At 33.6% G+C, this 12,495-nt stretch carries 13 protein-coding genes and 1 pseudogene; 5 read left to right on the forward strand and 9 right to left on the reverse strand.

Going from position 1 to position 12,495, the window contains the following annotated elements; genetic code table 11:
- Both ACFX5F_RS16005 and ACFX5F_RS16010 read left to right on the forward strand, forming a co-directional pair.
- Positions 1–102: pseudogene (locus ACFX5F_RS16005) on the forward strand (IS982 family transposase); the annotation flags it as partial.
- Between the two features lie 41 nt (positions 103–143).
- A complete protein-coding gene (locus ACFX5F_RS16010) occupies positions 144–521 on the forward strand; it encodes a hypothetical protein (protein WP_379853030.1) in 378 nt (125 codons plus the stop codon).
- Positions 522–727: 206 nt separating this feature from the next.
- On the opposite strand, the gene ACFX5F_RS16015 is transcribed toward ACFX5F_RS16010, so the two are convergent.
- Complete coding sequence (locus ACFX5F_RS16015; protein ID WP_379853031.1) at positions 728–943, reverse strand: Rossmann-fold NAD(P)-binding domain-containing protein; 216 nt, start codon at positions 941–943, stop codon at positions 728–730.
- A gap of 113 nt (positions 944–1,056) precedes the next feature.
- Here ACFX5F_RS16015 and ACFX5F_RS16020 point away from each other — a divergent pair, with 113 nt between their 5' ends.
- The gene (locus ACFX5F_RS16020; RefSeq protein ID WP_379853032.1) at positions 1,057–1,899 is read left to right on the forward strand and encodes an alpha/beta hydrolase; all 843 of its coding nucleotides are present in this window, start codon (positions 1,057–1,059) and stop codon (positions 1,897–1,899) included.
- A 13-nt stretch (positions 1,900–1,912) separates the two neighbouring features.
- On the opposite strand, the gene ACFX5F_RS16025 is transcribed toward ACFX5F_RS16020, so the two are convergent.
- The 4 genes from ACFX5F_RS16025 to ACFX5F_RS16040 form a co-directional block, all read right to left on the reverse strand.
- A complete protein-coding gene (locus ACFX5F_RS16025) occupies positions 1,913–3,865 on the reverse strand; it encodes a DsbA family protein (RefSeq protein ID WP_379853033.1) in 1,953 nt (650 codons plus the stop codon).
- Entirely contained in the window at positions 3,862–5,031 is a 1,170-nt protein-coding gene (locus ACFX5F_RS16030; RefSeq protein ID WP_379853034.1) for a pyridoxal phosphate-dependent aminotransferase, read from the reverse strand. Before ACFX5F_RS16030 ends, ACFX5F_RS16025 begins: the two co-directional genes overlap by 4 nt.
- Before the next feature lie 930 nt (positions 5,032–5,961).
- Positions 5,962–7,506 carry a hypothetical protein gene (locus ACFX5F_RS16035; protein ID WP_379853035.1) on the reverse strand — a complete coding sequence of 515 codons (1,545 nt, stop codon included), beginning with the start codon at positions 7,504–7,506 and terminating at the stop codon, positions 5,962–5,964.
- 496 nt (positions 7,507–8,002) lie between these two features.
- Positions 8,003–8,740, reverse strand: coding sequence for a hypothetical protein (locus ACFX5F_RS16040; RefSeq protein ID WP_379853036.1), 738 nt, complete (start codon positions 8,738–8,740; stop codon positions 8,003–8,005).
- A gap of 432 nt (positions 8,741–9,172) precedes the next feature.
- Between ACFX5F_RS16040 and ACFX5F_RS16045 the strand changes: the two genes are divergently transcribed.
- Positions 9,173–9,640, forward strand: coding sequence for a hypothetical protein (locus ACFX5F_RS16045; protein WP_379853037.1), 468 nt, complete (start codon positions 9,173–9,175; stop codon positions 9,638–9,640).
- A gap of 257 nt (positions 9,641–9,897) precedes the next feature.
- On the opposite strand, the gene ACFX5F_RS16050 is transcribed toward ACFX5F_RS16045, so the two are convergent.
- Entirely contained in the window at positions 9,898–10,428 is a 531-nt protein-coding gene (locus tag ACFX5F_RS16050) for a GNAT family N-acetyltransferase (RefSeq protein WP_379853038.1), read from the reverse strand.
- A 197-nt stretch (positions 10,429–10,625) separates the two neighbouring features.
- Here ACFX5F_RS16050 and ACFX5F_RS16230 point away from each other — a divergent pair, with 197 nt between their 5' ends.
- Positions 10,626–10,706 carry a hypothetical protein gene (locus ACFX5F_RS16230; protein WP_432205798.1) on the forward strand — a complete coding sequence of 27 codons (81 nt, stop codon included), beginning with the start codon at positions 10,626–10,628 and terminating at the stop codon, positions 10,704–10,706.
- 319 nt (positions 10,707–11,025) lie between these two features.
- Here ACFX5F_RS16230 and ACFX5F_RS16060 read toward each other — a convergent pair whose 3' ends face one another.
- The 3 genes from ACFX5F_RS16060 to ACFX5F_RS16070 form a co-directional block, all read right to left on the reverse strand.
- Positions 11,026–11,337, reverse strand: coding sequence for a helix-turn-helix domain-containing protein (locus ACFX5F_RS16060; protein ID WP_379853039.1), 312 nt, complete (start codon positions 11,335–11,337; stop codon positions 11,026–11,028).
- Positions 11,338–11,354: 17 nt separating this feature from the next.
- Positions 11,355–11,681: a type II toxin-antitoxin system RelE/ParE family toxin gene (locus tag ACFX5F_RS16065; RefSeq protein ID WP_379853040.1), complete on the reverse strand. Its 327-nt coding sequence runs from the start codon at positions 11,679–11,681 to the stop codon at positions 11,355–11,357.
- Between the two features lie 133 nt (positions 11,682–11,814).
- Positions 11,815–12,495 (reverse strand): transposase (locus tag ACFX5F_RS16070; protein ID WP_379853041.1); only part of this gene is annotated, 681 nt, incomplete at its 5' end.

Raw genomic sequence — 12,495 nt, forward strand, 5'->3', positions numbered from 1 at the left:
ACAAGAATTTTAGCAAAAATAACAGCATTAACATTGGTTCAATATATCAATAAATTTATCTTTGATAGACCAATAAATAATATCAAAAATCAAATCATTTAATTACACCCAACGGGTAAGTATTAATAAAATAGATAAATATTATGTCAGATAAAAACAAAAAACAGTTTGGTGTTTGGATGGATTCCGAACATGCATCTATTGTAGGTAGGGAAAATGTAGATACAGGCGATTTCGTAATTTTAGCTCATGAAAAAGTAGATCCTCAAGTGCGTAACTCAAGTGAAAATGCAGCGAATAATGCAGAAAGAGATTCACTTCACAAGTTATTCAAAAACATTACAGCTCACATTCAAAATGTAGATGAACTGCATGTAACAGGACCTGGAGTTGCACAAGAGCAATTTATTAAATATTTGCACGAGACTCCACAGTACAAAAATGTTGAAACAAAAGAAAGTACTGCTAATAAAATGAGTGATGATAGTTTGATTGAATATGTAGCCGCAAAATTCAATTAATTTTTTAGATAAATGCAAAAGCGGCTTTATTAATTTTAAAGCGGCTTTTTTTTTCAAAACTTAAAAATAATTTTTTAGTGTTGTAGGCTTGCTTCCTTAAATGTTTTGGTTTAAAAATGAAAATTGGAATAACATTATTGCCTTCCTTTGAAATGATGCATTGTCGGTTATACGCCCATGACTTTGCCTAAAAACCAATCAAAAAACTAAGTAGGTAGTACCCATCGGAAAAATCGAACAAAACCAACGCTCCATGGCATACTTAAAAAAAAGCGTTGGTGCTCAATTGCAGTAATAATTTTTTGGGCAACTTTATCCGGATTTAAAGTAGGTGCTACTGATTTTATACCGTCAAACATTCCTGTGTTGATATAATAAAGAGTAACAGTCGTGACACCAACGTTCTTGTTTAGTTGTTTCATTTCCAGTCGCAAACTATCTGACCACCCAATTGCGGACCATGTGCTAAGGAAAAAACTTTAACAGCATTGGTAAATGGAAATTTAAGAAGTCTTATATTCGTAAAAAAAAGAAAATGCGTTTATCTTGTACTGTAATAGTTTTATTATCTGGTTTTTTGTTTGTGGGTTGCGCTAGTAAAAAGTTTACGGATGTTTCTTATTTAAAGGCATCGACAGTCGCTACTGTTGAATCTACTCCTAAATTGAATGTTTTTGTACCTCGAAATTCTAAATCAAAACGACTTCCGGTCTTAATTTTTGTACACGGAGGAAACTGGAATAGCGGAAGAAAAGGGACTTATGATTTGTTAGGGAGGAATTTTGCACGCAAAGGCGTTATTACTGTTATTCCGGATTATACCTTAAGTCCTAATGCAGATTATGATGCGATGGCGCAGGAAGTAGCTCAAGTTATACGATGGACAAAAAACAATAGTATCAAGTACAATGGGAATCCAAATTCGATTTACGTCACAGGGCACTCGGCAGGTGGTCATCTTGTAGCTCTGGCGGTAATGAATCCTAAATATGGAATTGATTCAGCGACGATATCCGGAATAATATTAAACGATGCAGCCGGGCTAGACATGAAAAAATATTTAGAAGAAAACCCCCCTACTGCAACAGAGGATTACATAGCTACCTGGACTACAATTCCTGCAAAATGGAAAGATGCCTCTCCAATTTATTTTCTAAATAAAAACACCCCTCCTTTTTTAATTTATGTAGGGGATAAAACATATTCTTCGATTAAAGTAGGGAATAATCGTTTCTTGAGCGCACTGCATTCTTTTCAACCTCAAGTAACTCCAATTGCCTTAAATAAAAAACATATACCTATGGTGTTGCAGTATTTCTGGCCATGGAGCGACCGTTTTGAAGAGGTGACAAATTTCATGAAATTGGAAAAAAAATAAGAAACTATTGCGTTCAATATTCCTGCTTTTCCTTACTGATCCATATATTTCCATTTTTATTTTGATACCTGTCAATGGCTCCTTTTTGATATAACTCATCAAGGATCATTTCGGCTTGTTCCATCGTTATATTATAAATTATAGAAAGCTCCTTAGTCGTCATCGTTGAAAATCGTGAAAACAAATGCAATGGGTTTGTTTCAACTATATTTTTTTGAATATCGGGAACTAATTGTTTAATAATCGCTTCAAATGCGTCGTAAGATTGATATCCTTTAATTACGTGCTGATTATCAAAATCACTGGTGTAAAAAATTAGTGTTGGGAACCCTGTAATCTCTAAAAGTTGCGCTAATTTTAAATCCTCTTCAAAGAGCGCAGGAGCTTCCCCTTCAAAATCTTTTAATAATCTAGCGGAGTCCAATCCGGTATCAAAAGCCGCATTTTCCAGGTGTTTCCATTTTATAATATTCTTTTTTTCAAGAAATACTTTCTCTTTGATACTTCTCAAAAATAGAATAGCCTTATCTGCATTTTGCATTTGAGCCGCTTTGAATGCTATTGATGGAGGGTAAGAAGAAGTCATTGGGTCTTCATTCCAAATAGTACCATCACCTGGAATTTCATAAAAGGCGCATACTTCATCCCAGTGTTTGGCTGCTTCAGACACCGTAGAAATCAATTTTTTCTTTTTGGGTTTATTGTATTCCTGCCATGAAGGGAGCAATCCACCCATGCAATATTTTATATTTATTTGATCTCCATATTCTAGTTCCAATTTTCTAAGCACGGGTTGTATCACCCAGCAAGTGGAACAAATGGGGTCTGTAAAGTACAAGACTTGAATGGGTTTTGATTTTCCCGGTATGCTTCCAACTTCTCTTTTTTTGATTAGAGGAACGGTAATATCATCATCACTTTTATTGCTTGGATTAGTAAATTCATTTTTCAAATCGCGCCCTAACTGGATGTGTTGCAATACGTCTACTTTCCTGGTTTCATAAAAGGAAGTAAATGCTTTTTCAATAGTTGAAATTTCAGAAAGAGTAGCGGCAAGTACTTTGGCATCGAGGATAGCATTTGTTGTTCCGGCGCTGGTAAATGGTAATGCTTGATGTGCAGCGTCACCTATTAAGACAACATTTTTTTTGTGAAACGAAGGTAACAAATCAAAGTCGCGTGTTTTCCAGATGTAACTTGTTTCAAAAGTATTAGAATCTAAAATAGCTTTTGCTTCCTGCGAAAAATCAGCGAGTAAATCTTTAGAAAATAGTTTTAATTCCTCAGCAGTATTTCCGTTGTAGTCAGCAATAGCAGTGTCATATTGTATAAACCAGACGTATTCATTTTCCTCACAAGTAGGTATATAACCAAAAGCCAATCCTTTAGTCTTATGCTGGAATTTATTGAAATTGCTTAAAAAATTAGTTTGAATAGTGGTGCATTTACAAACACCTACAATTTCTTTTACTTCAACTGGAGTCGTCTCGATACTACCAAAAATAGCTTCCCGTACCATTGAATTTCCTCCATCGGCACCCACAAATACATCACCATATTCAACGTCACCATTTTTGAAAACAGCAGCAGTAACTTTCTCGTTTTCATAAATAAAATGCGAAAAATCTCTTCCGAGTTTAATGCGGTTTTTTGGAAATAAATCGTAAAGATACTTGATAAGGTCAACTCTCTTGATGCAATTCCAGTTACTGAGTTTTAAATGTTTTATTTCATTTCCTTTCGGTCTTTTTAAACTGTAGGAATTAATGGATTTATGTTTTACTTCTGGCTCGGAGGCCACTTTCAGTTCATTTAGAATAGCGATTGCATCACTATGCATTAAAAAAGCATGTCCGTTTGTGGGTATCCATGTTCTTTCACAGATTACGACTTCTATATTCTTTTTATTTAAAAAAATACCAAGGGTTAATCCCGCAATTCCACCGCCTATAATAACTACTTTCATAAACCGTCTATTGTATTTTTAATTCTAAAAAAAGCTTCCTTTAGTATCTCTTCTGAAGTGGCAAAACTCATTCGGATATGACCATCCGCACCTTCACCAAACCATTCTTTCAGCCCAGGAACTATTGCAACCTTAGCATTTTTCAACAATAAATCGTGAATTTCTTGGCTTGATTTTCCGGTATCCGTAATGTTAGCAAAAGCAACATAACAACCGTCCGGACTGTTGCTTTTAAATCCAGGAGTTGTATTTATTTCGGTCACAACCAGATCTCGCATACGGTGTAAATGGGAAAGAAAATTTTTAAGCCAGTAATCACAATCATTCAATGCAGTGGTTACTGCAACCTGCGAAATTATATTTGCGCCATGAATCGTGGCATTGTGGAGTGAAGCATCCATTAATTTTTTGAAATGGATAGCGTTAGATGCCATTACAGTACCAATTCGCAAGCCTGCTAAACCATAAGATTTGCTATATCCGGTTACGGTTATGGTCCGGTCTCTGATTTCCTCGTTGATAGCGGCCATACTGGTGAAAACATTTGGTGCATAAACGATGTCACTCCAGATTTCATCGGACATAATGATGAGGTTGTATTTACAGGCTAATTGTCCAATAAGATATAATTCTTCTTTTGTAAAAACTTTTCCGGTAGGATTTAATGGATTGCATAAACAAATCATTCGGGTTTTTGGAGTGATTAATTTTTCGAATAATTCAAAATTCATATGGGTTATATTCGTTCCAATAGGAAATGGAACTGCAACACCACCAACCGCTTCAATAGAATACCTAAAAAGAAAATCTACCGGGTCAAAAATAATGGCTTCATCACCCTTTTTTAGGAATGTTTTACTGATAAGATAGATTCCATAAGCAGCGCTATCGACTGGAATTATAAAAGCCGGATTTGCTGGAATATTTCTTTTTTTTTGGAAAAAAGCAGCCACACTTTCTTTGAATTCTGGCATTCCTTCAGGATGTCCGTAACTAAAGTAGCGCTCCTTGGCAAAACGAGCAATAGATTCCGCAATTTCTGGAGCACAAGGAAAATCGGGGTCGGCAGCTGTTAGTGGAATTACTCCTTCAGGGACTGATGCCCAACGCAGATTGTAGGCCCTTTTTTTTAAAATTTCAGAATTTATAGAACTATGATTGAACATAGATAGTTTTTTAGGTTAATAGAGGCTCTTATAAACAGGCGTTATAAGATTAAATTGGGGCTTTTGTTTTAAATGGGTACCTAAATTTCTTAATATGTTTCGATACTATGAGAAGATAGGTGGGCTTCCTACAACGAAGAAATCAGAGTAAATATATGATTTATTGAATATAAAATAAAATGTAAAATAAGAAATTTGATTAATATTTTATTTAATCTTGTTAAATGGCAAAAGAAAGACTTTGATGTAAAACTCTATTGTTATTATTAGCTTAAATGAGCAGTATTTTTTGCGATACTTTATACAGAAAGCAACTTACTACATAGCTAATAATATACAAATTCATTGGAGGCGGAATGAAAAATACAATTGTCTATAGATAAACGTCATTTGTCTACATATAAAGGATGCTTATCTAAAAAGTGATTTACTCATACCAGATTTGATTTAGATTTGTGACTTCATAATTGAATTTTTATTTTTATTAGAATTATTGCAAGTTAGTTAGTGTTATATGAGATAAGGGTTGATCATTAACAATACTCCAATTAAATTGTAGAGCTAACTTATTTTTAGATTAAATTGTTACTGGGTTATTTCATACTTTGACCTAGAATAAAGCAGTCTTGACTTCTAAAGTCAAGGCTGTTTTTATTTAAATTTAATTCCTTTCTGCTGGTTTTCTACTAAATAGAACGGGAATTTATAATTACTCCATTTCATACCTGTTAACAGAAAAACTTTCGCACTTGAAATGCTTAGTACAAATAACTGCCGAACTTTAAATTAAAAATAGAGGTATAAAAAAACCACGAAAATAAAGAGTATCGTCGTGGTTCTAGGTTTTGTATTGTTTACATGACATTTTGTTAGCAAAGTCGGGAAATTTTGTAACTCTTTGCCGATTTTACCAATTTCTATACAATTGATTTAATTTTTAAAGAAAGAGCCAATTTGCTGCATATGTTGTTCCGTTTGGTATTTATTAAAGTTGTCCCATTTAGGAGGGAAACTTGTTTTTTGTCCATACATTGAATCTATACATACATTATTGTCTTTGTACTTTTCATGGAAAACTTCTAAAATTTTGAAGAAAAATTCGTCCAGCAATACTATCGCTTCAAATTCGGCTTTAAGCGTTTTATAGTTATTGTCAACAGGATTGAGTAACTGTAATAAAATTAAAACTTCATTCTTTTCTTCTTCATTTATTTCAGTTAAATAACCGTATTTTAAGGTTTTAAAAACTAAATTATTCCAAGCTACACTGTCATGTCCCCATTGCACATCTGGTAAGTTTAATGCGTGCTCGCAGATTAAAATAATGGAAAAAAGAACATCATTTAAATACTGTGCCGGAAATTCATCAAAACTTCTGAATTCGAAACCGCTTTGGTACATTTTTTCCTGATTGAAATCAAGTCCCACTTCCGAAAGCAATTCATATTCCATCTCAGATTGAATCTGATCACGCCACCAAATATTTTGTTCTTGTTCAAACTTTAGCAGTTTTCTAAAATCGTCTACATTATACGTTAGTATTTTTCCTTTCGGCATCGATTTATTATAAGTGCCTACCCCAATATAACGAGACATGGCATTACGCATAGAGCCCAAAGTAAATTTTTTGTCTAAATCATACTTAGTACTTATTACTCCCATAATATCTGGACTTCCTAAGGTTGCGATGAAAAATGGTTCGAACCATTGCAGCAAATAAATTGCATTAGAATGTGTTTTATCAAAATCTTTATAATCTACAATTCTGCTGTCTTCTGTTAATGTGGGTAAAGTGATGTGAAAATGGTACGTCCCATTATTAAACAAAACTAGGTTTTCCTGATTGGTCATAAACATATTAAGACCGTTGTTGTAATCTGGAAAATTTAATTTTTCTTTTATAACGTTTGATTCATTTATGGTATCGAGGAATAATTTTTTGGTCGCTTTTAACTCTTTACAAGAATCGACAATGGTTCGGTTTTCAAAGTATTTTGTAACAAATTCGATAGAATCACCGTCAAAATGTACAGAACCCATTGTTTTATTCCGTTGGGTAATCATACTTTGAATATTATAAGGTTGGTCCTCAAGGAAAAGTTCCATGATAGATTTTCCTAGGTAGTCAGGGTTGTCAAGTGGCGGTAAGATCACTGCAGTAGTATCCGTATTCTCAATTAGCGGCTTTGCAGCTGATAAAGTTTTGTGTTGATAGTTTACATCCAGTTTTTCTAAGGAATGACTATTCATCATTCGGCTCACTTTATAATTTTCATTCAAAGAAAATGCCTTTTTTAATACAGGAGTTAAGCTTTCCGGTTTGTAGCATTTTCTATAATCAATACTATATTTCTCAAAACCAATTTTTTCTTGTATAAATTCACCAGATACTATTAAGGATTCTTCAAATTGCATGTAGGTTTCGTTTTCTAATCCAATTCCCCAATAATATTTTTTTGTCTGATTTTCTTTCATTTATACGAGTTCTTTTTTTTAATGGTTGATGGACTTAATAGTTATTGTCTTTTTTATTTGAAAACAGGATTTAATTCGTTTTAAATTGCTTTTAAACAGTGTTTTACAGGGTTAGGTGTGATTATTTTTTAACCCTCAAAAATGTTTTGTACCTTTTAAACGACAGGAATTAAATTTCAGTCTCAGAAATCGTGCGGTTGTATCGACTGAACGATTGATAAAAAGTAAAATTTTATAATGTAGTTATAAAATTAGTTTTGTTTTCAATTACTTTTATATCAATAAATTAAGAAGATGAATAGCCTAATTACAGCTTTAGCTATTCTTGCATTTTTCAAGTGGCAAAAGTACTTAATTATTATGTGATTTCCAAGTGGCCAATCGGATGATAATTAAAGAAAAAGAGTGAATGCTAATTGAGGATTATTTTAAAAAGAGTAAAAATAATTTTAGGAGAGATTTCGGGATTCTGTCCAAGGAATTGACTGTACATTATTTAGTCATGGTAATAAAACACATGGGAGGAATAGAGTTCGTCATTCCACCAATCTTTCTTAACTTCCGCGAAATAATTGTAATTCAATTTTCCTGCTTGTGATTGCAGTGGATATAGCACAACATCATTTTCTCTGTAGGCTTTATTTAAAGCTGTTTCGGGTACTACAGGAACGATATGTCCGGATAGTCCTTTTTCTTTTCTTTTGGCACAAATTATTCCAATTCCTCCCTCGGCATTAACCTTATTTTGAATATCATGAACGTTATACATCCTTTTCCAACCAAAACTGGCTCCCCATTTCAAAAACCAATCGTGTATGGCGCTGGAGTAAATATGATCTACGGTTTCCCCAAAGATAACTTCGACCTCATTGCCATCTAACACTTTTTGTAGGGCTTCATCTGTCCACCAAACAGTGGGAACATAAACTTTAGAGAAATAGCAATAATCGAAAGTGTACACATTACAATACGTGTCTTCTATCGTTCTTTGGTATCGAATACTCGCGGCAACATCCAATTTATCGATAAGTCGAGCAATACTTTCCCGTTTAGTATAGGAATTAGTTAAATCTCTAAATGGAATACTGGAATCACTAATGGGTATGCACTTCATTAGCATAGAATCCAACTGCGATGATGGATCAGGTAAAAAATTTGCAATCTTTATTCTGGAATCCGGTATTGAATCATCAACTATTGACTCAATGGGAGCCGAAAAGGTATCTTTCTTCATCTTGACTGATTTGATTTATCAGTTTAACGTTGTCGAAACTCGAATATTTTTATCGAGAAGTGTTAAACTAATTATTTTAAAAAAAAAGAATTGTTGCAAAGAGAAAGACGCAAAAGGATTATTTTTCCAGCAACTCTTTTTCAAAAAAATAAATGTAATAAAAAAAAAGTAAAAGAGGAAATAGAATTTGTTTTTAAATTTAAAATATCGGTTAGATTCGAGTGTTGCTTTGCTGTGGTTATGAAGTAAAAAGAATTTTTATATATGTTTTTGCAATTCGGTTATTTGCCGAATGTCTTTGTTTTTAAGGGGATTTTATTTTTAGAATAATTAAATTATTTAAAATTACGGTAGGGTAAAATACTATATAGTTGTCTTATTAATAGAGTTACTAATAAAATCGATATTGAATTATCACTAAAATTTATAATTATGAAAAAATTAAAAACGGTATTCGCAATAGTATTCTTTGGAATAATCGTTAATGTAGGCGCTCAAGAAGCCCGAGTTAGAAGTGAGACACAAGTAAACAGCAAACAAGAAAATATAGCGTATTACCAGCAACGAGGGGCAGAGGACGCTGAATACGAGCTAGAATTTAAAGCGAAAAGTAAAAACGATGAACGAGCATTTTGGCAGGAGCAAAAGCAATACGAAAAAGAGTTAAAGAAAGACAATAAACACGCTTATAGAGTTTATATGCAGAGCAAAGAAGAAGCCTATGCGAACCACGATCATCATTGTAATAACCAATGTTACCATAGTGATGCATTTTACCAGCATGCGGAATTTTATTATAGCGAATACGATCGTCGTAATTATGAAAGAAACCCTAGCACCATCTCAGTAAATACACAAGTAGGCGTGCGTACCTCAAGCGTGCGATTAGGAATTTTTTGAATACTGGAAATGGTAAATAAGCCGCTCTTTATTCAATAGAAAAGAGCGGTTTTTTTGTAGAAATAGCTACCCAACCCAGCGTTTATCATGATCAAATAAGTAGATTCAAACGGATGTTCAGCTTTTATAACCAAGGCCTGTTTGTTAAATAGAAAAGCCATGAATTAATCATAGCTTTTGTGATGTATTATTTACTCTCTATTTTGCCTGTAAGTGGTTTGGGCTTTTGTTCTTAATATTTTTTTGCTTTCTTGTAGTCAATGTTCTTGTGCCAAAGTGAAAATATTTAAGGTAGGATTTTCTTTGTCCGTTTCTAATGATTTTACAAAATTGAATTTTAACAGTAGATTGGTTGAATTCTGATTGTCACAATGTGTAAAGGCGAGTATTTTTTTAAATTTCAAAGTCTGAAAAGCATAGTCAATGACTATTTCTACCGCTTCTTTCATTATTCCTTGTCCTTGAAATTTCGTCATAAGTTCATATCCGATTTCGCAACTATTTTTTTTTGAAAAGTCAAATAGGCATATCGTACCAATAAAATTTTTGCTGTTCGTTAAAGTTATTGCCCAATAAATCGAGTCATTTTTTTTAATAGTATCATTAATCTTGTTGATAAAGTTTATTGCGTCTTCAATTGTTCTACTTGCTTGTCTGTCAAGATACTTGTTTATTTCTGTGTCAGAACGCAAAGTAAAAATATCTTGCCCGTCCTCAGTCGATAATTGTCTAAGAGTTAGTCTTTTGGTTGTTAAAATTGGGAAAGGTGTAAAACTTCTATTTACCATTTTGTCATATTTAATTCGTCAATGTTTTGGGGTGCAATAGCTTGACTGCTAACTTCCCGCCTCTTGGCGAGGTTTGGGACCACATTAATTCCTGTTTTCGAATTTGCCACCCGAGCGATAGCGAACTGGGGAAGCAAATCCAACGAGGATGATTAAACTATTTTCGAGGAACGAGTATTCAAGGAAAGTTACGAGATATTGATGGATGGTTGCGCAACCGCCTGCGCTATTGCATTTGGACGGACTGGAAAAAACCCGACGTAAAAGGAAAAACCTGATGCGATTAGGAGTTGACAAAGACCACACTTATGCTTGGAGCAGAACCAGAAATGCTCCGCATTCACGAATACCAAAAATACAGTAACAAAGCTTGAGTAAAAGGAGGCTGGCGCATTGCCCAAAGTCCGATTCTAAACACTACAATTACCCTACTACGCCTTAAGAAGAAAGACTATCAATCAATGTTGGAAATTTACATGGAACTCAACCCATCACTTTGCGAACCGCCGTATACGAGACCCGCACGTACGGTGGTGTAAGAGGCGCACTCCGTCAGTTTCTAGCGGAGCCGTCTACTCGATTGGGCGATCGGCAATTTTAGTGTATTGCTACATTCTGATTTAATAATTCTACATTAAAATTAATTTTCGCATTTAAAGCTCGAAAAACTTTAATAATCGTGTCGAATCTGGCGTCAGTTAAGCTATTCTCAATTTTTGAAATTTGAGCTTTTTTCACGCCAACTAACTCTCCTAATTGTTCTTGTGTCAAATTTCGTTCTTTACGAATTTGTTTAATTGTTTGACCAATCAAATCAATTTTCAATTCATTTTCAAAATTTTCTCTATTTATTGTTCCTTTCTCTCCAACGAATTTATCTGTTACTTCATCTAAACTATATGTTTTCATAATCTTATTCCTTTTCGTTAAAATATTTTTACTCTTAATGATTCTGCTCTTTCAATTTCTACTTTCGGAGTTTTGTCTGTTTTCTTTATAATGCCGTGAGTAGAAATCACGACTGTATCCTTTTTATCTGATTTATCCCAAAAAGCAAAAAGTCTCAAATATTGTATGTTGTATAAAGTTCTAAACTCCCAAATATCGCCATCGAGTTTTTTGAATAGTTCATTATCGTTTACGCTTCTCGCTTTCCAAATATTATAAAGTATTTTTTCTCTAGATTTTGGATCTAGATTTTCCAAAAACTCTAAAACTGGTTCAAGAAATTCTACTTTAAATTTATAATCCATTTTTCAGTAATCTTAATTTTCTGTAAAGATATAAGTTTCCTTTTTAAGAAACAAATATTGTTGGTTTTTCGACTTCTTGTTGCTGTCGCCCAACGTCAGTTCGTCTAAAAACCTCTACACGAACTCTATTTGTTTAATCAGTGAGTAAATATATGAGATTTAAACTACAATTAAAATTCTTTTTAAGAAAAGTGACTTTCTCTTTCTTAAAAGAAAATAAGGCGTAAAAAGCGTTAAAATTAGCTTTTACAATCCAAAAATACAAAGCCAATACTTTTAGATATTGTTTTAGTAGGTTTTGATCAATCAGATTAAAAATTCTGCGCAGATTGTACGCCGTAAAAATCAATCCAACATCAGCCGAGGCGTGTTTGATGGTCTTCTTTGTCATAATATAATAAAAATCCCATTGCCGTTTTATTACTCCGTAGGGATGTTCTACTATGGCTTGGCGTCTGCGGTAGATTTCATAATTGTTTTCGATTTGCAGTTTATTTTGATAAATCAAATGGGCGTATTGGGAGCGTTCAATGAGTCTGCCTTTGGCATTTTTGGTGCATTTTTTATAAAGTTCACAAGTCAAACAAGCACTAGTTTTGTAATGCTTCATCTGGGTTATTGATTTGCCGTTCTTTTTGGCGTACCAATTTCCATTAGTGGTTAGGGTTTCATTGGCAGGACAGGTATAGGAATCGGGGGTTATATTGTATTTAAAATGTTCTACATCAAAAGCCAAATCAGGTGCGTGTGCAGATACGCCAGGAATAGCCACTAAAACATCGATGCCAAGTCGGTTAGCATAATCGAATTCGCT

The sequence above is a fragment of the Flavobacterium zhoui genome, from assembly GCF_042787235.1.
In the GTDB taxonomy this organism is placed as follows: Bacteria; Bacteroidota; Bacteroidia; order Flavobacteriales; family Flavobacteriaceae; genus Flavobacterium; species Flavobacterium zhoui.

What these genes read in the sequence shown, in the direction of transcription:
- ACFX5F_RS16025 (WP_379853033.1), bottom strand. Translation starts at nt 3,865, where the DNA reads ATGAAAGTAGTTATTATAGGCGGTGGAATTGCGGGATTAACCCTTGGT.
- ACFX5F_RS16065 (WP_379853040.1), bottom strand. Translation starts at nt 11,681, where the DNA reads ATGGATTATAAATTTAAAGTAGAATTTCTTGAACCAGTTTTAGAGTTT.
- ACFX5F_RS16015 (WP_379853031.1), bottom strand. Translation starts at nt 943, where the DNA reads ATGAAACAACTAAACAAGAACGTTGGTGTCACGACTGTTACTCTTTAT.
- ACFX5F_RS16030 (WP_379853034.1), bottom strand. Translation starts at nt 5,031, where the DNA reads ATGTTCAATCATAGTTCTATAAATTCTGAAATTTTAAAAAAAAGGGCC.
- ACFX5F_RS16035 (WP_379853035.1), bottom strand. Translation starts at nt 7,506, where the DNA reads ATGAAAGAAAATCAGACAAAAAAATATTATTGGGGAATTGGATTAGAA.
- ACFX5F_RS16010 (WP_379853030.1), top strand. Translation starts at nt 144, where the DNA reads ATGTCAGATAAAAACAAAAAACAGTTTGGTGTTTGGATGGATTCCGAA.
- ACFX5F_RS16045 (WP_379853037.1), top strand. Translation starts at nt 9,173, where the DNA reads ATGAAAAAATTAAAAACGGTATTCGCAATAGTATTCTTTGGAATAATC.
- ACFX5F_RS16020 (WP_379853032.1), top strand. Translation starts at nt 1,057, where the DNA reads ATGCGTTTATCTTGTACTGTAATAGTTTTATTATCTGGTTTTTTGTTT.
- ACFX5F_RS16040 (WP_379853036.1), bottom strand. Translation starts at nt 8,740, where the DNA reads ATGAAGAAAGATACCTTTTCGGCTCCCATTGAGTCAATAGTTGATGAT.
- ACFX5F_RS16060 (WP_379853039.1), bottom strand. Translation starts at nt 11,337, where the DNA reads ATGAAAACATATAGTTTAGATGAAGTAACAGATAAATTCGTTGGAGAG.
- ACFX5F_RS16050 (WP_379853038.1), bottom strand. Translation starts at nt 10,428, where the DNA reads ATGGTAAATAGAAGTTTTACACCTTTCCCAATTTTAACAACCAAAAGA.